The following is a 17,025-nucleotide window of genomic DNA, read 5'->3' as shown; positions in this document are numbered from 1 at the left end:
CCGCGTAAATTCGATCACTCGGCCAGTCGCGTTCGAACGTAAGTTCGAGTATGATCATGAGCATGACCACAACTCTCCCTTATAACCCGAAAGCCGCTCGCTTTCTCGACACCGCATTCGACGAAGAGCTTTCGCTTCGTCGGACACAGGGACGTCAGGTACGAGCATTAGCCGACTTCGCCGCTCGCGGTGGGTCCCGAAGATCTGTGACCGAGGAGGTCGCCTTGCGCTTCTCGGTCACCCGCAATCACGCGTACCTGCTCGTCGAGACCTCCTGCGCTCTTGTCGCCCGCCTGCCGAACACGCTGGCAGCGTTGGAGCGTGGCGATATCGACCTGTACAAGGCTTCCAAGGTCATGCAACTGACACGGGAAGTATCGGACGAAGTCGCGGCGCAGGTGGACGCCTGGCTGATCGGACGTCTCGCCGATCGTGCTCCTGGCGCGATCCGGGGCTCGGTGAGTCACGCCGTGCAGAAATTCGATCCCGACGGCTATCGCGAACGAGCCGCCAAGAAACGCGCGTTGCGACATATCTCGTTGGAACACCACGACGAGACCATGTCCACGATCTCCGGCCATCTTCCCACGGAAGTCGCCGGTTCCGTTTACGCGTCGCTGAGCCGAGCCGCGCGAGCCCGGCGGAACAAGGACCAATCCCGCACCCTCGACCAGCATCGCGCCGATATCTTCGCCGAACGCCTGCTGGCTGAGGACGGACACGGCAAGCCGCGTGCGCACATCCATGTCTATGTCGATCTCTTGACACTCGTCGGCGCGCGCAACGACCCCGCGACACTCGCCGGGTACGGGCCCATTCCCGGTTGGCTGGTCCGCGAGATCGCCGCCGACCCCGGCTCGACCTGGTCGCGGCTGATCACCGACTCCACCACGGGCCAACTGCTCGAAGCCTGCCCCGACAAATACCGGTCACCGGCGTCCTTGGCCCGGTTGATCAAGGCGCGGGATCGCGAGTGCACGCAACCGGGCTGTCACCGGCCTGCCGAATTCTCCGAGATCGACCACATCACCTCTTGGGCCCGCGACGGCAAGACCAACCAGCACAACTGTCACATTTATTGCAAAGGCCACAACTTACTTCGAGAGGAACCGGGGTGGTCGGCCGTGCCCACCGGCGACGGCGGCATGATCATCACCACGCCGAGCGGTCATACCTACGAGACAGCGCCAGAGCCGTTCCACGAACCACGCACGGATCCCGATGACGACGAACCTCAAGGCTGAGCAACGCTTTCCACCGATGCGGCAGCGAAACTCAAGCCCGTGTCTTCAACGCCTTCAACGCCGCCCGGACCACTCGTCGCGAAGGATCCTCGACCATCGGCCGCACCGAATCGACCGGAACGGCATCCAGAATCCGAAGCGCCCCAACGGCTTGCGCCCGCACCCTGGCCATGGGATGACTCAGCAACGGGTACAGCCGCTGCCCGTCCTCGGCCCGCCCGGACTCCGCAAGCCCCGCGATGGCGCCAAGGGAAGGGTTCGCATCGGACACAGCGGATCGGTACCAAGCGACGGCGTCGACGCCCGTACGCCGGGCGGCATCCCGTGCGAGCGCACGGATCAGCGTGGAACGGTCGTCCAGCAGACCGACGATCTCCTCCCAGTGGCCGAGGCGCGCGAGTCCGGTCAGTGCGCTGATCCGTACCTCGCCGTGGCGGCAGGTGGCCAGCTTGCGCAGGACGTCCACGCGACCTGTCCAGACGGCGTCGCGGGCGACGGCCTCACCGGCTCGGGCGCGGATACCCTTGTCGGGATTCGTCAGGGCGAGCCGGATCAACTCGTCGAGTTCGAGATCGCCGCGCCGGGTTCGCACCTCGAACGCGAACCGCGGAACCGCGGAGTTCGAAACCACAGAGTTCGGCACTGCGGAGTTCGAAACCACAGAGCTCGAGACCACAGAGTTCGACACTGCGGAGTTCGACACCACAGAGCTCACCGAGCACATCAGCTGCTCGAGCACTGCCACGGGGGCGTCGTAAGCAGCCGCGTACAGCTGTCGCACGCCGAAGCCGCCGCGACGACGGCGCCCCAGGTGAAGCATCGTTTCGGCAGCCGGCCGCAGGTAGACCGCCGGATCCTCGTGCAGCAGCCGGACGACACCCGCCCGGGCGAGGTCACTGACCGGCGACGCCCAGTCCGTCATGCGCAACAGCAGGAACGGAAGCGTCTCCGGGCGAGGTCGCGCCAGCAGTCTCGTGACCGCCAGTTCCCGGATTCGACCGTTGTGATGCGAAGCAGCGATCGCGGTTGCCAGCAGCCCTGCCTTGCCGGTCCTGAGTGGCAGGGCGACGTCATCCAGAGCCCGCTCGTACCGCCAGTACTCGTCGAGTGTCGCGATGAGCGCCGGTGTCTCAGTGATCGTCTCAAAGGCAGCCGCGATTTCGGCGGCATCGCCGGACCTGTCGACGCGCACGAGCGCATCGACGAGCACGTCCACACGGCGCCCACGGCTCTCCAGTGTTTCCCGGAGCGCCTCGGCCACGGACTTCTTTCTCCCGAACATCACCCGGCGATCGTCTCCCATCTCCCGCGCGCCGCGCTCATCCTTTTCGCGGGTAGACGCCCGACCACAAGGCGCGTAGGAACAGGAGAATGGTTGAGGAAAGGTCCAGACGAGTTTTCCTGTCCACCTCGGCGGCGCTCTCGGCGGCCGCCCTGTCTACTACTGTTCTATCTACTACAGCCCTGGGTTCTACAGCCCTGTCGTCTACAGCCCAAGCCAGCGTCCCGGCCGGCGCCGGAGAACCAGAAGTTCGAGGTCCAGGCGAACGCCTCACCCCGCAACGCCCCAACGCGGAGCTCCGGGCGATCCTCCGAGAGATAGACGAACACCGCATCGAGGCCACCGTACGCAGACTCGCCGCTTTCGGAACCCGGCACACGTTGTCCTCGCAGACCGACCCCGTCCGCGGCATCGGTGCCGCCCGCGACTGGATCTTCGCGGAGATGACGAAATCCGCGCAGCGGTCGGGCGGCCGGATGAAGGTCGAATTGCAGTCGTATCTCCAGCAGCCCGCTCCACCCCGGATCCCGGTCGCCACCACGATCACCAACGTCGTCTCCACCTTGCGCGGCTCCACCACCCCGGAGCGGGTCTACGTCGTGTCGGGCCACTACGACTCGCGGTGTTCGGATCCGCTCGACGCGATGAAGGACGCACCGGGGGCCGACGACGACGCTTCCGGAGTGGCCGTCGCGATGGAACTCGCCCGGGTGCTCGCCACTCGCCACCCGGCGGCGACCATCGTGTTCGCGGCGGTCGCGGGCGAGGAGCAGGGTCTGTTCGGCGCGCGGCACATGGCCACGCTGTACAAGGCGGCGGGCACGAACGTGCAGGCGATGTTCACCAACGACATCGTCGGTTCGAGCCGGGCGGACGACGGCACGAGGGACCCGCGCACGATCCGGTTGTTCGCCGAAGGTGTGCCGACGTCGGAAACGCCCGCGCAGGCCGACATCCGGCGCGCGGTCGGCGGGGAGAACGATTCGCCCTCCCGGCAGCTGGCGCGGTTCGTGCGGTCGGTCGCGGAGAACGAGGTGACCGGTATGACCGTCCGGGTGATCCACCGGCGCGACCGCTACCTCCGGGGCGGCGACCACATCCCGTTCCTCGAACAGGGCTATCCGGCCGCGCGGTTCACCGAACCGCACGAGGATTACGCGCACCAGCATCAGGACGTCCGGGTGGAGAACGGCAAGCGGTTCGGCGATCTGCCGGAGTTCTGCGATTTCCCGTTCATCACCAGGGTCGCGCGGGTCAACGCCGCGACGATGTGGTCGCTGGCGACCGCGCCGGGCACCCCCGAAGACGTCCGGATCCGGACGAACCAGCTGACGAACGACACGGATCTGGTGTGGCGGCGCGGGACAGACCCCGATCTCGCCGGTTACGAGGTCGTGTGGCGGGAGACGACCGCGCCCGACTGGACGCACGCGATCAAGGTCGGCGACAGGACCGAGGCTAAAGTGGATCTGTCGAAGGACAACGTGTTCTTCGGTGTGCGCGCGGTCGGGAAGAACGGCCGCCGCGGTCCGGTCGCGTTTCCGACGCCCTTGAGTTGAGATCACTGAGTTGAGATCACTGAGTTGAGGCCACTGAGCTGATGCCACGATGACCGGCACTTCCGAAGGCACTGTCACCCCCGACGACCTCGACGCGGCGATCACGAGCGTGACGGACAGCCTGCGCGAGGCGTCGGGCCGTGACTGGCAGGCCGCGCCGGGCACCGGCGAACTCGACGCCTGGCACACGGCCGAGCATCTCGGCGACTGCCTCATCTCCTACGCGGGACTGCTGATCGCCCGGCCGTCGACGCCGCGTTTCGTCTGCTTCGAGTCCGTCGCCGACCAGGCCGCGACGCCGTCGGAGATGCTGGAGTTCGTCACGGTAGGCGGCGGAATCCTGAGCGCCACCCTCCGCACGGTGGCCCCGGACGTCCGCGCGTACCACCCGAGCGGCCGTGCCGACCTCGAGGGTTTCGCCGGAATGGGCTGTATCGAGGTCCTGGTCCACGGGGAGGACATGGCGAGGGGTCTCGACGTCACTCTCGACCCGCCAAGCGACGTCTGTGCGCGAGTGCTCGCGCGGATGTTCCCCGAGGTGGACGCCACCGGCATCGATCCATGGACGGCGTTGCTGTGGGCGACGGACCGAACGGAGATACCGGGCCGTCCGTCGCGAGCCGGATGGCAATGGCGAGGCGCACCGCCCGGCGAGTGACCGAACGCTCAGCGAGGTTTGAAGGCCACCACAGCGGCTTGAATACCGTTCCGCCAAGCCACAACGGCCTTCTCGACCGGCCCTGCCCCCAAGGCGCGCAGGTGCCACGCGGCCGGCGGATGCCATTCGGCCGAAGGCGCGTCGCCGAACAACCGGGCCCGTTCCACCACCGCGGGGCCGAGCACCGGATCCGCCGCGGCCTGCTCCCACCAAGTACTCCAGGGGTCTTCGCCGCCGTCGCTCGTGGTCGCCACGGCGTCCTCGTCCGGCATGTCGTCCACAGTGGCCACGAGTCCGCCCGCCCGCACGAGCCCGGCGAGTTCGGCGTACAACTCGGTCAGCCTGCCGGGCGGCAGGTAGTGCAACGCCATGACCGCCAGAACGGCGTCATAGCCGCCGGACGGCAGCCGCGTGACCCAATCCGGGTCACGCAAGTCGGCCCGGACAACTCTTACGGAGGGCGGCAGGGACGCACCGGCGATCGTCAGCATCACCGGATCCAGATCGACCAAGGTGATCTCCGCCGCGGGAAGGCGCTCGAGCAGACGAGCACAGAGCGTGCCCGTGCCGCCACCCAAGTCCAGCACGCGCGGCGCCGGGCCGTCACAGTGCGACGCGACCAGGTCGATCATCCGCTCGATCGCCCGCTCCCGTCCCGGCTGATACCTCGCCATGAGCCGTTCCCAGCGGTCGTGCCAGTCCCCAAGAGTCATAGCGACAATGATAATCGATATCGAAAGAATGGCGTTCCGTCACCGGACGCCTCCGAGCAGTGGGCGAGGTACGGCCAATCGGCGCAACTTGCCGATTGAAGCGTTTGCCACGGGGGAAACCGGGAACTTTTCCGGCATGTCCAGATGGCGAACCACCAGCAGGAGCAACACGGCCGTGCGGGTCATCACCGGCATCGGCGCGCTGTTCGCATTCATCGAGTTGCTGTACATGGTGATGGTGCTCGCGGGAGCCAACGCGGGCAACGGTTTCTTCATCTTCATCCAGGCGCTGGCCAAACCGCTGGCGTTGTTCTGGCCGGGACTCTTCCCGGTGAGTGACCCGAATCTCGCGGTCATCCTCGACTACGGTCTGGCCGCCGCGTTCTGGGTGATCCTGGCGGGTGTGATCGCCCGTTTCGCGGCCCGCTGACCCCCTGCGGCGGCGATCGGCGTCCCGTTCGGCGACACTGGACGGATGAGCGACGGCAGATGGTTCGACCTGAACCCGCTTCCCGAGCTGTTCGGCCTGGCCGCCGCCGGGCGGGCGCTGCTGCCCAGCGTGCCCGTCACCCCGGCCGCGATCCTGAAGACCGTCACCGAACAGCTGGTCGGGCGGCGGCTGACGGCCAAGGTGGACGGGCACGACGTCGGGCTCACCCTGACCGGGCTCGACTACGAGGCCGACAGCCTCAGCCTGGCCGCGACCGGCAAGGTCGGCGACGTCCGTATCGTCGTCGAGGACGTCGACTGGCCGGGGACACCGCTCGAACGCATCACCGTGCTGGCGTCGAACGTCCGGCTCCGCTCGCTCCCGTCCCCGGCCGCCATCCCCGAGCAGGTGAAGATGGCGATCCGCGTGTCACCGGAAGTCCTCCAGGCGCGCGCCGCCGAGGTCCGGCCGGGCATCATCGTGACCCCCGGCGAGGACGGGCATTTCCACATCCGCTGGGAAAAGCGGCCCCGCTGGGGCCATCTCGCCCTGGAGTCCACTGTGGAGGACGACGCAATCATCCTCCGGCCGATGTCCGTCCACATCGGACGCCGACGGTTCGGCCCGCCGTCCCGGCTCAAGCCGATCGTCCTGCCACTGCCCGAACTCCCGCAAGGGGTCCGGCTCGTCGCGGTCGAGGCACACGACGGACACCTGGTCCTGCACGCACTGGCGGAGAAGTGGCCGGAGAAGCTGTCCACCATCCCGCTCGGCGACCTGCTGGGCTGGGTGACGACGGCGGTGGCCACGCTGACCCTGCCGGGACTCGGCGGCCGCTGATCGCTCGCGGCCGCCGAGCCGGATCACCGAGCTAGAGCCGGATCACCGAGCTAGCTGTGCAGCGGTCCCTGCGCGACACGCACCGCGGGCGCGGCGGGCTTCGCGGCGGCGCTTTCCGCCTGCGGGACGGCGGATGACCGCACGAGACCGGCCGACTTCCCGCACACCTTCTTCTTCTCGTCCGAAGTCATCTTCTTGCCGACGGTCCTGGTCTGGCCGACGACACCGGGCGCCGGGCCTTCACCGCTGAAGTTCCACACGTACCACTGGTGGTGACCCCACCTGCGCTTGTCGTACCACATGTCGTACGAACCGCTGGCCACCCGCATCACCGGTGAGCGGTCCAGGCCCGCCCAGTAGCCGGGGTTGACCTCGATCCGGGTCTCGACGCTTTCGCTGGTCTCCCAGCCCCATTCCTGGCCCCACGTGCGCTTGTAGGCGACCGACCAGTCGACGAGGAACTTGAAGCCCGCGCTCACGCTGATCTCGTTCGACACCGTGTTCTTCCCGCTTCGGGTGTCCCGTTTGCCGATCACCTGGGTGATCTTGTTGGCACTGCAGTTGAACACCGTGTCGACCCGGCCCCAGTTGCCGTAGAAGTCCTGACCGCGCTGGTCGACGTGGGCGTTGCAGGTCTTGGTCGCGTTGCCGCAGTCCTTCAGCAGCTCGGCGCGGGACGGCCCGCGCGAATACACCACGGAGCTGCCCTTGTCGTTCATGTTCGACCCGTAGTTGGCGCTGTCGTTGGCGTACCACTCCTGAGAGCCGCCCTGGTATTCGGCGTGCTCGTACATCGTGATGTAGCAGTTGTTGAAGGTCTGGAACGAGGAGATCTTGTCGTTCCAGTCACCGAGGAAGCCGAGGTTCTGGGTGGTCCCGTCGACGCACGGTGATCCGGTGACGGTGAGGCTCGCGCCGCCGAAGTTCCCGTGTTCGTACAGCACGCTGATCACCGTCGCGGAGGCGCCCACCTCGCCTGCCGACGCCGCGGCGAAGGACTCGCCGACGCTGTCGAAGCACCGGATGGCTCCGGTCGCGGTGTCGGCGACACAGTGCTCGCCGCGCTCGCCGGCGTTCGCCGGGACACCGCCGGCGAGACACATCACCACAGCGGCCAGGAAGGCCGCCCCGAGTCTGTACTTGTGCACGTCTGAACTCCCTGGGGAAGACGGAAACCGACCCCGAACGGATCGGCTTCACCAGTGCACCACCGGAAAACCGCCTTGCCCATGCAGAACGACCGGCAGACCTGTTCTCGCTTACCGCTGATCGGGACCGCTCAACCGGATTCGCCGCGCTCGCGCAGATAGCGCGTGTGGTCGGCCTGCTGATGGACGTCGCCCGCGTAGAACCGTTCCGCGATGCGGTGTGCTTCGGTCTCCAGCAGCTCCAGTTGCGTGAGGAGTTCATCGGACGCGCTCGGCTCACCGCCGGCCCGGCGTTTGGCGGCGAACCACCACGGCAGATTCAGGTAGGTTTCCACCGACAGCGGCAGATCGGTTCGCGCCAACCGGGTGACGGCGTGCTGGACGTCCGGGTTCGCCGCCCACCGCTCCGGCCGCGAAAGCAAATCGTCGAGCACCCCGGCGATCCGCCGCACACCGTCCACAGAGGACTCCGGCATTCGCTGCGCTCGCGCGGTCACCTTGCCCACCAACGAGCCGAGATCGGCGCGCAGCTGCCCGGCCTCGGCGACGGCGTCCGCCGAGACGAGCCGGACCCGCTCGGGCGGCGCGAGGAGGGCGAACACCGCGTACAGCCCCGCGACGACGAGCGGCCACAGCCCGCCGACGACGCCGGTCAGGTACAGCGCGAGCCCGATCAGCCCGCCGACGCAGCCGGCGAGGTTCTTCGTGGAGCCGAGGTACCGGATCACTGGTAACCGCGGATTTCCTGGAACACCTTGGGCAGGACGTCCCCTCGCGCGTCGAACACGTTGCCGCCGGTGCGTTTCGCGACCTCGCCGAGTTCGGCGGAGTCGCCTTCACCGAAGATCACGGTGAACACCGGGATCTGCCGCACCGCCTCCGGTAACGACGGGAACCTCAGCTGGAAGTCCGAGAACTTGGAACCGTTCGCGTTCTGCCCGTCGGTCATCAGGACGATCGAGGTGAACCGATCGGGGTCGCGGGCGACCAGCGGACCCATGATGTCGTACGCGCGTTGAAGGCTGTCGTAGATCGCCGTGCCGCCGTTCGCGTCGAGGCCTTCGGCGAACCGTTTGATCTTGTCCAGCGCGGGTTGTGGATCGCCTTCCGGGACGGTGAACGTCTCCGGGCTGCCGGGCACGGTGTCGAACGGCAGCATCGTGACCTCTTCGCGGCTGCGGAACCGGCGGTACCGCCCGGTCAGCGAGCCGTCGGCGCCGGTCAGCCCGATCAGCGCGGCGCGCAGCGACTCGATCCGGTCGCCCGACATGGAACCGGAGGTGTCGAGCACGTACAGCGTCCGTGACGGCCGCCGGATCTTGTCGAAGTAGGCGCCCAGCAACGCGTCCACCGCTTGCTGCGTAGCCGGGAACGGCAGCTCGACGAGGTCCTTCTGCGCGAACTGCTGTCCCAGCTGGACACCCGGAACTACGGGACGGCGCTGCGTGGTCTCCATGATCTTGCGCTGGGTGTCCGGCGTGCGCAGCCGTTCGGCCAGCTTGCGATGCGCGTCCCGCCCATCGGAATTCGCGCTCTGCACCAACGTCAGGGGGTAGTCGGCGGTGACGACGCCGTCGGACGGGTACACCAGCGTCAGCGGCTCGGGGAGCTTCCCGCTCGCGTTCATCGACAGCAGGACCGACTCGTAGTTGATCAGGCCGTCGACCTTCTTGCCGGGGTCCTGGCCGGTCGCCCGTCGTTGGTAGGCCTCGGAAAGCCAGCCGGACGAGCCCGCGGACATCGCCTGCGCGCTGAAGAACTCGGTCAGTTTCGGGGTGACGGAAGCGATCTGCCGCGCGTCGATCGCGTTGCCCGCCCCCGCGAGCGCCGACGCAACCCCGACGAGCGCCGAGAAACCGGAGTTCGACGCGGAAGGATCGGTCATCCCATAGGTGAAGGCTTTCTTTCCGGCCTGTTCGGCGATCTCACCCCAGCCCACCGGCCGCCCGGTCCAGCCGAGCCGCCGCGCCGACGACGCGGACAGGCCGAGCACCACCGGCGAACTCATGATCTTCACCTGCTCGCCCAGCCGTTTCGCGGCCTCCGGAACCGCCGCCGGGTACCGGTTCGACGAGAACCACACGGCGTCGTACTGGCCGTCCACCTTGCCGTTCGCCAGCGACTCGGTGCCTTCCAGCGTCCCGGTGAACTGGAACTTCACCTTGACCCCGGTCGCGGCCGCCTCCTGTTCCAGCAGCGGTTGAAGGTCGGCCAGTTCGCTGCCCGCGAGCACCCGCAACGTACCCGCTTCGGCCTCCCCCAGGCCCGTCCCGCCTTCACTCGAATCACAGGAAACCAATGACAGCGCGCAGGTCGCCGCCACCGTGAGCACAGCCCAGCGTTTCACGATGCCCCCTCGGCCGTCGCCGTCTCGTGAGACCGGCGCAGATGGTCTTCGGCCCGCCGGATCTCCCCGGACAGCGCCTCCACGGTCGCCGCCATCGTCGAGACGGCACCCGCCTTGAACTCGTCGATCGCGTCGATGCTCCGGTAGATCCGCTCGAACGACTCGCGGATCGTCTCCACCGCCACCGCGGGATCACTGCCGGCGCGCTGGATCTCGGCGCTGCGCAATTCCAGGATTTCCGCGTTGACCCTGATCAGCCCGTCGGTGGTGGCCTGCACGGCCCGGACCTCGTCGAGGACGTCCCGCTGACCGGCGAGCGCCGCGCTCACCAGCAACGCGACCCGCAGCGCCGCGACCGTGGTCGACACCGCCCGCTCGATCCCGCGGATCAGCTCGTCGTTGTTGCGCCGCACCAGATCCAGCGCCAGGTAGCCCTGCGCGCTCACCGCGAGCTGGGTCAGCAGGTCCTGATGCCGTTGCCGGATCGGATGCAGCGCGTCGGCCCGCAGCGACTTGGCTCGCGCGGGATCGGTGAAGTCGAAGATCCCGGCCTGGCGTTCGACCGCCGTGTCGACGGCTTCGGCGAACGCGGCCGCTTCCGACAGCTTGCCGAGCGTCACCCACAACCGTTCCCGCTCGCCCTTGAGCGCGGCGTTGTCCCGGCGCAGGACGTCCTGCCGCGCACGCAGGTCCAGTACCAGCGCGTTCACCGGCTCGTTGGCCGCGCGGTAGCGGTCCAGCGCCTTCTTCGCGCTGCCCGCGACCGGGATCAGGCCCATCAGCTTGCGGCCGGTGATCGGCAGTTTCGCCGGGTCGATCTCCGCCACGGTCCGCCGGAGGCCGGCCAGGCTGACCGCCGCCTGTTGTTGCGGTGACCCGATTTCCGCCAGCGCGCGTGTCGAGCGGTCCAGCAGCGCGCCCGCGACGGTCGCCGCCGCCCGCATGTCGGACTCGCCGACCGCGAGCAGTTCGTCCAGCACGCGGGTGAACTCCGGCGACCGGACGTCGAGCGCTTCGAGGCGGCGGGCGAAATCTTCGGCGCGTTTCGCGACCTCGGCGTGGACCTCCGGCGCCAGCGTGACCAGGCCCGCTGCCCGCTCGGCCGGGATCGCCTCCACCGGTTCGGGTGGAGTGAGCGTGAAATCGTCCATCAGTACTGCTTCTTCACGGCGTCGAGCAGCCGTTCCAGCGTTTCGAACGACGGCGGCTCGACGGCGTCCACCAGATCCGCGGGGACCGGCGCCTTGGCCGCGGCGACGACGTCGGCGAACAAACGCGGGTCCCCGGTGCGGAAGCCGAAGGTGGCGGCGAGTTTCCCCAGTTCCGGGTCGGTCGCCAGCAGCCTGCCCACCTGGTCGCCGTTCGGCTTCAACGGGACCAGCGTGTGCTTGGAGTACACCGTCGGCGCCGTGTAGAGCAGGCGCATGTCCGGCCGGATCGAACCGTCGGCGCGGACCAGCCGGTCGACGAACTGCGACTCGTAGATCAGCGCCATCGGCGTCTTGCCCATCCCCGCGGCGAGATAGTCCTCGAACGGGCCTTCGGTGCTGTTCTGCGTGTAGCCCTGGTCGATGAACAACTTCGACACCGCGGGCAGCACCTTCGCCTCGGCCTCCGGCGTGCTGACCACGTTGTTCCCGTTGGCGACGAAGGAGACGATCGACAGGTACATCGCCGCCGAGTTCGATTCGCGCGGGTCCGTGGTCGTGACCAGCACGTTCTTGCGAGCGGGGAACGCGGTGTTGCCGGGAAGCTGGTCCCAGCGCGTGCTCTTCTGCGCGACTTCGAGGTACTTCGCGATGTCGAGCACCTGGTAGTCCCCGGCGCCCTTGCGCACGATTCCGTTGGCGCTCAGGAGGTTCACGATCGGTTCGAAGGTCGCGACCGCCATCGGCGACTGGAACGGCGTGTGCACCCCGGTCACCTTGTGGTCGCGCTGGATCCGCTGCGCGGCGGGCGACGAGGACGGGAACGCGAACTCGTACTTCCCGAGGTCCATACTCGCGATCTGCCGCGAACCGGCGGTGTCGGCCTCGACCTTCAGCCCATGCTTGGCGAACGCGTCCGCCACCCGCTTGTCGGAGAAGAAGGCCAGCTTCTCCGAACCGATGACACCACGCACCGTGGTGAGATCCGCACCCCGCGCGGTGTTGTCGTCACCGTCCCGGCCCCAGACGATCACGGCGACCACGGCCAGCAGCAGCACCACTGCCAGGCCGATCGACAGACGGCGTTTCACCGGCCCACCCCCTCGTTCACCAGCTCGATCTTTCAGCCCGTTCGACTCTTTTGACGCGCGGGTGAGCCATTTCGAAGTGAACGATCGATGAACGGAAGCCGTCGGTAGTTTCTGGCGAAACGCTGGGGTAGAAGGAAAATCAGATCACGGACTGCTCCGAGACCGGCAGGCGTACGGTGAACCGCGTGGCACCGGGCGCCGAGTCGACCCGCAGATCGCCCTGGTGCCGTTCGACGACGATGCGCCAGGAGATGTCCAGGCCGAGCCCGGTCCCCTGTCCCACCGGTTTCGTGGTGAAGAACGGCTCGAAGATCCGCTGCCGCACCTCCACCGGGATACCGGGGCCGGTGTCGCCGATCTCGACGTGCACGTGATCGTCCACTTTGGACGTCCGCAGGGTCAGCGTGCCCTCGGTCCCCATGGCGCCGAGCGCGTTGTCGATGATGTTCGTCCACACCTGGTTCAGCTCGCCCGCGTACGCCGGGATCCTCGGCACCGCGTGGTCGTACTCCTTCACGACCCGGATTCCCGGCCCGATCTTCCCGGCGAGCATGACCAGCGTCGAGTCGAGTCCTTCGTGGACGTCGATCCACTGGTGTGGCGCCCGATCCATCTGGGAGTACTGCTTGGCCTTGCCGACCAGCACCGAGATCCGGGTCGTCGAATCCTCGATCTCGCCCATCAGCATCTCGGTCTCGAGCGCGTAGGCCAGCCAGCGGACGGCGCCGTCGAGGAAGGTCTCGCCCACCGAATCCAGCAGGCGGTCCAGATCGGGCACGGTCAGGCCCGCGCGGACGTAGATGTCGGCGAGGTCCCAGCCCTGGTCGATCCCGTGGCCGTCGAACCAGTCGCCGATCTCGTCCTCGCGGTCGGCCTGCTGCATGGCGGTCAACTTCGGGGCCAAGGCGACCTGCTTGACCAACTGCTCCTGGATGTCCAGCAACTGCTCCAGCAGCGTCGGGTCGACGTTCTTCTTCGCCAGCATCGCGAGCTTGTGCCGCATCCCGGCGACCCGCTCCCGCAGCGCCGCCGTCGCGCGGACGGCGGCGGCCGCCGGATTGTTGAGCTCGTGGGTCAACCCGGCGGAAAGCTCGCCGAGCGCCAACAGCCGCCGCCGCGAACCGATCACGGTGTCGCTGTTGCGCCAGCCGAGGTACATGCCCTCCAGCAGATGCGTCGCCATCGGGAACCAGCGTCGGAACTCGGTGGCGAACTCGGCCGCGGGCAGGGTCAGGAAGGTGAGGTCGCTGACCGCGTGCACCGAAGCACCGTAAGTGTGTTCGGTCTCCTGGTGCACGAAGCACTGCGTCGCACCGCAGTAGGCACCGCGCTGATCGGACCGGATCGTCTCGACCTCGGTGCCGCCGACGAGCCGCGTCATCCGCAGCGCGCCCGACAATAGGAGATAGAAGCAGGTGGCCGGTTCGCCTTCGCGGATGACCGTCTCGCCGCCGGTGTAGTGCTCCAGTATGGCGTGCTCGTCGATCCAGTCGAGCTGTTCCTCGCTGAGATGCTCGAAGAGGAAGAGCCCGCGCAGTTCCTCCCTGGGCAGAACGCTCATTGCTCCTCCAAGTATCGGTGGACGAGGGTGACCGCCATGGCGCCTTCGCCGACGGCCGACGCGACACGCTTCACCGACGCGGCCCGGACGTCACCGGCCACGAACACGCCCGGGATGGACGACTCCAGGTAGTGCGGGTCGCGGTCCAGCGGCCAGCCCGGCGGCGGGCCGCCGTCGGTGAGCAGATCGGGGCCGGTCCGCACGAAACCGTGGTCGTCACGCTGGATCTCCGTGCCGAGCCAGTCGGTGCGCGGGGCGGCGCCGATGAAGATGAAGAGGTGCCCGGTGGGCACGGTCTCGGTCGCGCCGTTTTCGCACAGGGTCAGCCGTTCGAGATGATCGTCGCCGTGCGCCTCGGCCACCGTGGTCCGGGTGCGGACGTGGATGTTCGGTATCCCGGCGATCTGCTCGATCAGATAGTGCGACATCGACGCTTCGAGCGACTGGCCGCGGACGAGGATGGTGACGTCGGCGGCGTGCTTGGCGAAGAACACCGCCGCCTGGCCCGCCGAGTTCGCGCCGCCGACGATGTAGACGTGCTCGCCCTTGCACTCGGGCGCTTCGGTCGCTGCCGAGCCGTAGTACACGCCTCGGCCGGCGAGCTCGGCGACGCCGGGAGCCTCCAGCGCCCGGTAGGTGACGCCGCTGGCCAGCACCACGGAATGCGCGGAGATCTCGGTCCCGTCGCCGAACATGACCACGCGCGCGGAGCCGCGTGCCTCCAGGCCCACGACGTCGCGAGCGGTGAGCACCTCGGCGCCGAACTTGAGCGCCTGCCGCCGCGCGCGGTCGGTGAGCTGGGCGCCGGAAACGCCGTCCGGGAAGCCGAGGTAGTTCTCGATGCGGGAGCTGGTACCCGCCTGCCCGCCGGTCGCCTTGCGCTCGACGATGACGGTGCGCAGCCCCTCCGACGCGCCGTACACCGCCGCCCCGAGCCCCGCGGGCCCGCCGCCGATCACGATCAGGTCGTAGAACTCCTGCGCCGGGCGCGTGGACAGCCCGACGGCGTCGGCCAGCTCCGGCCCGGACGGCTGGCGCAGCACCGTGCCGTCCGGGGTGACCAGCACCGGGATGTCCTGCGGCGCGGCGTCCGCCGCTTCGAGGATCCGGCGGCCCTCGTCGTCGTCGACGGAGTACCAGCGGTACGGCACGGCGTTGCGCGCCAGGAAGTCGCGCAGGTGGAACGACGGCGAGGAGTACCGGTGGCCGATGAGCTTGATCTCGTCGACCGGCCGCTCCCCCACCGCACGCCAGGTCTCCACGAGCGCGTCGACGACCGGGTAGAGCTTCTCCTCCGGCGGGTCCCACGGCTTGAGGAGGTAGTGGTCGACGTCGACGACGTTGATCGCCTGGATCGCGGCGTCGGTGTCGGCGTAGGCGGTCAGCAGCGCGCGGCGGGCGTTCGGGAACAGGTCCATCGCCTTCTCGAGGAAGACGATGCCGTCCATCTGCGGCATCCGGTAGTCGGCGAGGATCGCGGCCACGGCGTCGCCGCGCAGCTTGATCTCGCGCAGCGCTTCGAGGGCGTCGGCACCGGAATCGGCCCGGATGATCCGGTAGTCCTTTCCGTAGCGTCTGCGCAGGTCGCGGGCGACCGAACGGGACACGGCGGGATCGTCGTCGACGGTCAACAGGATCGGCTGGCTCACCGGATCAGCCTATTACGTTGGGGTCATGCTGACCGAGGCCGAAGAAGTGATCTACGCCCGTGCCGCCGTCGCGTGCGAGGCGGCCACGGCGGCGGATCTGCCGGGCAGCTTCTCCGCGTGGCGTGAAGACGGTCTGTTCGTCGTCTTGGCCACCGCCCCGGGGTTGCGGTTCCTGCGCACGATCACCGGCGTCACCGAAGCGAACCTGCCGCGAGCCGTCCGGCTGGCCGGTGCGTCGTGCTGGAACGGCGACCCGCCGACGCTGGTGCTGCCGCCCGGCCTGTTTCCCGGCGCCGGTCTCGTACCCATCGGTGTCCGTCCGATCGCGACTCTTCCGCTCGCCTTCGCGGCGTCGGACGCGGACGTCGACGACTCACCCGACCTCGACGTCTTCCTCCGCGTCCTGCTCGGCGGATACGAAAGCGACGACGTCGTGACGGCGTTCATGGCCGCCGAACACGCCGACCCGCGCATCAGGCGGTCGCTGCTGATGGAGAACGGGGTGCCGATCTCCGCCGCGGCCCTGAGTGCGCACGGCTCCGGTGTCGTCCTCGGCGGGTCCGCCACGCCGCGGGAGCATCGCGGCAAAGGCGCGCAGGCACGGCTGCTCCTCCACGGCCTGACCGCGGCCGCCCGCGAAGGCCGCCGGTTCGCCGTCGCGACCGCCGCGGAAGGCTCGCCGAGCCTGTCGAACCTGCGCCGCGCCGGAGCGCGGGTCCATCTCCGGCAGGCTTTCAGGCTCGGGTGAGCTTCCGCAGGCGGAAGGCCAGCACGAGCAGGATCACGCCGTATATCAGGGCGTAGATCCCGACCAGCACCGCGATCCCGTACGCGCCGGCGATCGGGTTGAACACGATCACGATGCCCGCGATCAGCGAAAGCGCGCCCGCCGCGATGAGGAACGCCTCGCCCTCGATCTGCTTGCGCAGCCGGATCGCGGCGACGATCTCGACGATGCCGGTGAAGATCGCCCAGAAGCCGACCAGCAGGGCCAGCACGAGCACCGTGATCCCCGGCCAGATCAGGACCAGGACACCGGCTATGATCCCGAACGCGCCGAGCACCCCGTAGGCGGCGCGATGGGCGGCGTCACCCGGTCGGAAGGCCTGCATGATGCCGCCGATGCCGTCGAAAATGGCGTAGATCCCGTAGAGGATCGCGAGGGCGAGGACGGTCGTTCCCGGCCAGATCAACGCGAGAATGCCGAAGAGGATGGCGAAAACCCCGCGCAGGGCGGCGAGCGGCCAGGCCAGGCGGGGTTCGACGACGGTGAGACCGGCGAGAGGCATGCCCCGAGTATCGGAGCGCCTGTGCGGCCGCGCGCGGCACGCCACCCGTTGGGGTGAGGCCTTTCC

The 17,025-nt window shown here is 68.3% G+C and carries 16 protein-coding genes; 6 read left to right on the top strand and 10 right to left on the bottom strand.

The window, feature by feature from the left end; translation table 11 throughout:
• The first annotated feature begins 62 nt into the window (after positions 1-62).
• Positions 63-1,244 (top strand): DUF222 domain-containing protein, encoded by a 1,182-nt coding sequence (locus tag ACLJQ7_RS25970; protein ID WP_410650774.1) that lies wholly within the window; start codon positions 63-65, stop codon positions 1,242-1,244.
• Between the two features lie 31 nt (positions 1,245-1,275).
• On the opposite strand, the gene ACLJQ7_RS25965 is transcribed toward ACLJQ7_RS25970, so the two are convergent.
• Positions 1,276-2,460, bottom strand: coding sequence for a hypothetical protein (locus ACLJQ7_RS25965; RefSeq protein ID WP_410650773.1), 1,185 nt, complete (start codon positions 2,458-2,460; stop codon positions 1,276-1,278).
• 155 nt (positions 2,461-2,615) lie between these two features.
• Here ACLJQ7_RS25965 and ACLJQ7_RS25960 point away from each other — a divergent pair, with 155 nt between their 5' ends.
• On the top strand, positions 2,616-4,085 hold the full coding sequence (locus tag ACLJQ7_RS25960; protein WP_410650772.1) for a M20/M25/M40 family metallo-hydrolase: 1,470 nt from the start codon (positions 2,616-2,618) through the stop codon (positions 4,083-4,085).
• A 49-nt stretch (positions 4,086-4,134) separates the two neighbouring features.
• Positions 4,135-4,743, top strand: coding sequence for a hypothetical protein (locus tag ACLJQ7_RS25955; protein WP_410650771.1), 609 nt, complete (start codon positions 4,135-4,137; stop codon positions 4,741-4,743).
• A gap of 8 nt (positions 4,744-4,751) precedes the next feature.
• Here the strand turns inward: ACLJQ7_RS25955 and ACLJQ7_RS25950 are convergent, their stop codons facing one another.
• Positions 4,752-5,456 carry a class I SAM-dependent methyltransferase gene (locus ACLJQ7_RS25950; RefSeq protein WP_410650770.1) on the bottom strand — a complete coding sequence of 235 codons (705 nt, stop codon included), beginning with the start codon at positions 5,454-5,456 and terminating at the stop codon, positions 4,752-4,754.
• Positions 5,457-5,631: 175 nt separating this feature from the next.
• On the opposite strand from ACLJQ7_RS25950, the gene ACLJQ7_RS25945 reads away from it, so the two are divergent.
• Entirely contained in the window at positions 5,632-5,886 is a 255-nt protein-coding gene (locus ACLJQ7_RS25945; protein WP_093932065.1) for a hypothetical protein, read from the top strand.
• Between the two features lie 45 nt (positions 5,887-5,931).
• The gene (locus tag ACLJQ7_RS25940; RefSeq protein ID WP_410650769.1) at positions 5,932-6,726 is read left to right on the top strand and encodes an LmeA family phospholipid-binding protein; all 795 of its coding nucleotides are present in this window, start codon (positions 5,932-5,934) and stop codon (positions 6,724-6,726) included.
• 50 nt (positions 6,727-6,776) lie between these two features.
• Here the strand turns inward: ACLJQ7_RS25940 and ACLJQ7_RS25935 are convergent, their stop codons facing one another.
• The 7 genes from ACLJQ7_RS25935 to ACLJQ7_RS25905 all read right to left on the bottom strand — a co-directional run bounded on the left by ACLJQ7_RS25935 (position 6,777) and on the right by ACLJQ7_RS25905 (position 15,670).
• The gene (locus ACLJQ7_RS25935) at positions 6,777-7,874 is read right to left on the bottom strand and encodes a peptidase inhibitor family I36 protein (protein WP_410650768.1); all 1,098 of its coding nucleotides are present in this window, start codon (positions 7,872-7,874) and stop codon (positions 6,777-6,779) included.
• A gap of 131 nt (positions 7,875-8,005) precedes the next feature.
• Complete coding sequence (locus ACLJQ7_RS25930) at positions 8,006-8,602, bottom strand: hypothetical protein (RefSeq protein ID WP_410650767.1); 597 nt, start codon at positions 8,600-8,602, stop codon at positions 8,006-8,008.
• On the bottom strand, positions 8,599-10,221 hold the full coding sequence (locus ACLJQ7_RS25925; protein ID WP_410650766.1) for a substrate-binding domain-containing protein: 1,623 nt from the start codon (positions 10,219-10,221) through the stop codon (positions 8,599-8,601). The genes ACLJQ7_RS25930 and ACLJQ7_RS25925 overlap by 4 nt, the downstream gene beginning before the upstream one ends.
• A complete protein-coding gene (locus tag ACLJQ7_RS25920) occupies positions 10,218-11,372 on the bottom strand; it encodes a toxic anion resistance protein (protein ID WP_410650765.1) in 1,155 nt (384 codons plus the stop codon). Before ACLJQ7_RS25920 ends, ACLJQ7_RS25925 begins: the two co-directional genes overlap by 4 nt.
• Positions 11,372-12,460, bottom strand: a complete 1,089-nt coding sequence (locus ACLJQ7_RS25915; protein ID WP_410650764.1) for a hypothetical protein — start codon at positions 12,458-12,460, stop codon at positions 11,372-11,374. The genes ACLJQ7_RS25920 and ACLJQ7_RS25915 overlap by 1 nt, the downstream gene beginning before the upstream one ends.
• A gap of 139 nt (positions 12,461-12,599) precedes the next feature.
• Positions 12,600-14,021 carry an ATP-binding protein gene (locus ACLJQ7_RS25910; protein ID WP_410650763.1) on the bottom strand — a complete coding sequence of 474 codons (1,422 nt, stop codon included), beginning with the start codon at positions 14,019-14,021 and terminating at the stop codon, positions 12,600-12,602.
• The gene (locus tag ACLJQ7_RS25905) at positions 14,018-15,670 is read right to left on the bottom strand and encodes an FAD-dependent oxidoreductase (protein ID WP_410650762.1); all 1,653 of its coding nucleotides are present in this window, start codon (positions 15,668-15,670) and stop codon (positions 14,018-14,020) included. The genes ACLJQ7_RS25910 and ACLJQ7_RS25905 overlap by 4 nt, the downstream gene beginning before the upstream one ends.
• A 25-nt stretch (positions 15,671-15,695) precedes the next feature.
• Here ACLJQ7_RS25905 and ACLJQ7_RS25900 point away from each other — a divergent pair, with 25 nt between their 5' ends.
• Positions 15,696-16,418 carry a hypothetical protein gene (locus tag ACLJQ7_RS25900; RefSeq protein ID WP_410650761.1) on the top strand — a complete coding sequence of 241 codons (723 nt, stop codon included), beginning with the start codon at positions 15,696-15,698 and terminating at the stop codon, positions 16,416-16,418.
• Here ACLJQ7_RS25900 and ACLJQ7_RS25895 read toward each other — a convergent pair.
• Positions 16,405-16,959, bottom strand: coding sequence for an HdeD family acid-resistance protein (locus tag ACLJQ7_RS25895; protein ID WP_410650760.1), 555 nt, complete (start codon positions 16,957-16,959; stop codon positions 16,405-16,407). The genes ACLJQ7_RS25900 and ACLJQ7_RS25895 overlap by 14 nt on opposite strands.
• Positions 16,960-17,025 lie beyond the last annotated feature (66 nt).

Source organism: Amycolatopsis sp. cmx-4-54 (genome assembly GCF_046548895.1).
In the GTDB taxonomy this organism is placed as follows: domain Bacteria; phylum Actinomycetota; class Actinomycetes; order Mycobacteriales; family Pseudonocardiaceae; genus Amycolatopsis.
The sequence above is the reverse complement of the archived record's forward strand: the minus strand, read 5'-3'. Positions and strand labels throughout refer to the sequence as shown.

Bases quoted from the DNA above. Each gene is read 5' to 3' on its own strand.
- ACLJQ7_RS25950 (WP_410650770.1), bottom strand. From the start codon at position 5,456: ATGACTCTTGGGGACTGGCACGACCGCTGGGAACGGCTCATGGCGAGG.
- ACLJQ7_RS25955 (WP_410650771.1), top strand. From the start codon at position 4,135: ATGACCGGCACTTCCGAAGGCACTGTCACCCCCGACGACCTCGACGCG.
- ACLJQ7_RS25900 (WP_410650761.1), top strand. From the start codon at position 15,696: ATGCTGACCGAGGCCGAAGAAGTGATCTACGCCCGTGCCGCCGTCGCG.
- ACLJQ7_RS25910 (WP_410650763.1), bottom strand. From the start codon at position 14,021: ATGAGCGTTCTGCCCAGGGAGGAACTGCGCGGGCTCTTCCTCTTCGAG.
- ACLJQ7_RS25970 (WP_410650774.1), top strand. From the start codon at position 63: ATGACCACAACTCTCCCTTATAACCCGAAAGCCGCTCGCTTTCTCGAC.
- ACLJQ7_RS25960 (WP_410650772.1), top strand. From the start codon at position 2,616: ATGGTTGAGGAAAGGTCCAGACGAGTTTTCCTGTCCACCTCGGCGGCG.
- ACLJQ7_RS25940 (WP_410650769.1), top strand. From the start codon at position 5,932: ATGAGCGACGGCAGATGGTTCGACCTGAACCCGCTTCCCGAGCTGTTC.
- ACLJQ7_RS25920 (WP_410650765.1), bottom strand. From the start codon at position 11,372: ATGGACGATTTCACGCTCACTCCACCCGAACCGGTGGAGGCGATCCCG.
- ACLJQ7_RS25895 (WP_410650760.1), bottom strand. From the start codon at position 16,959: ATGCCTCTCGCCGGTCTCACCGTCGTCGAACCCCGCCTGGCCTGGCCG.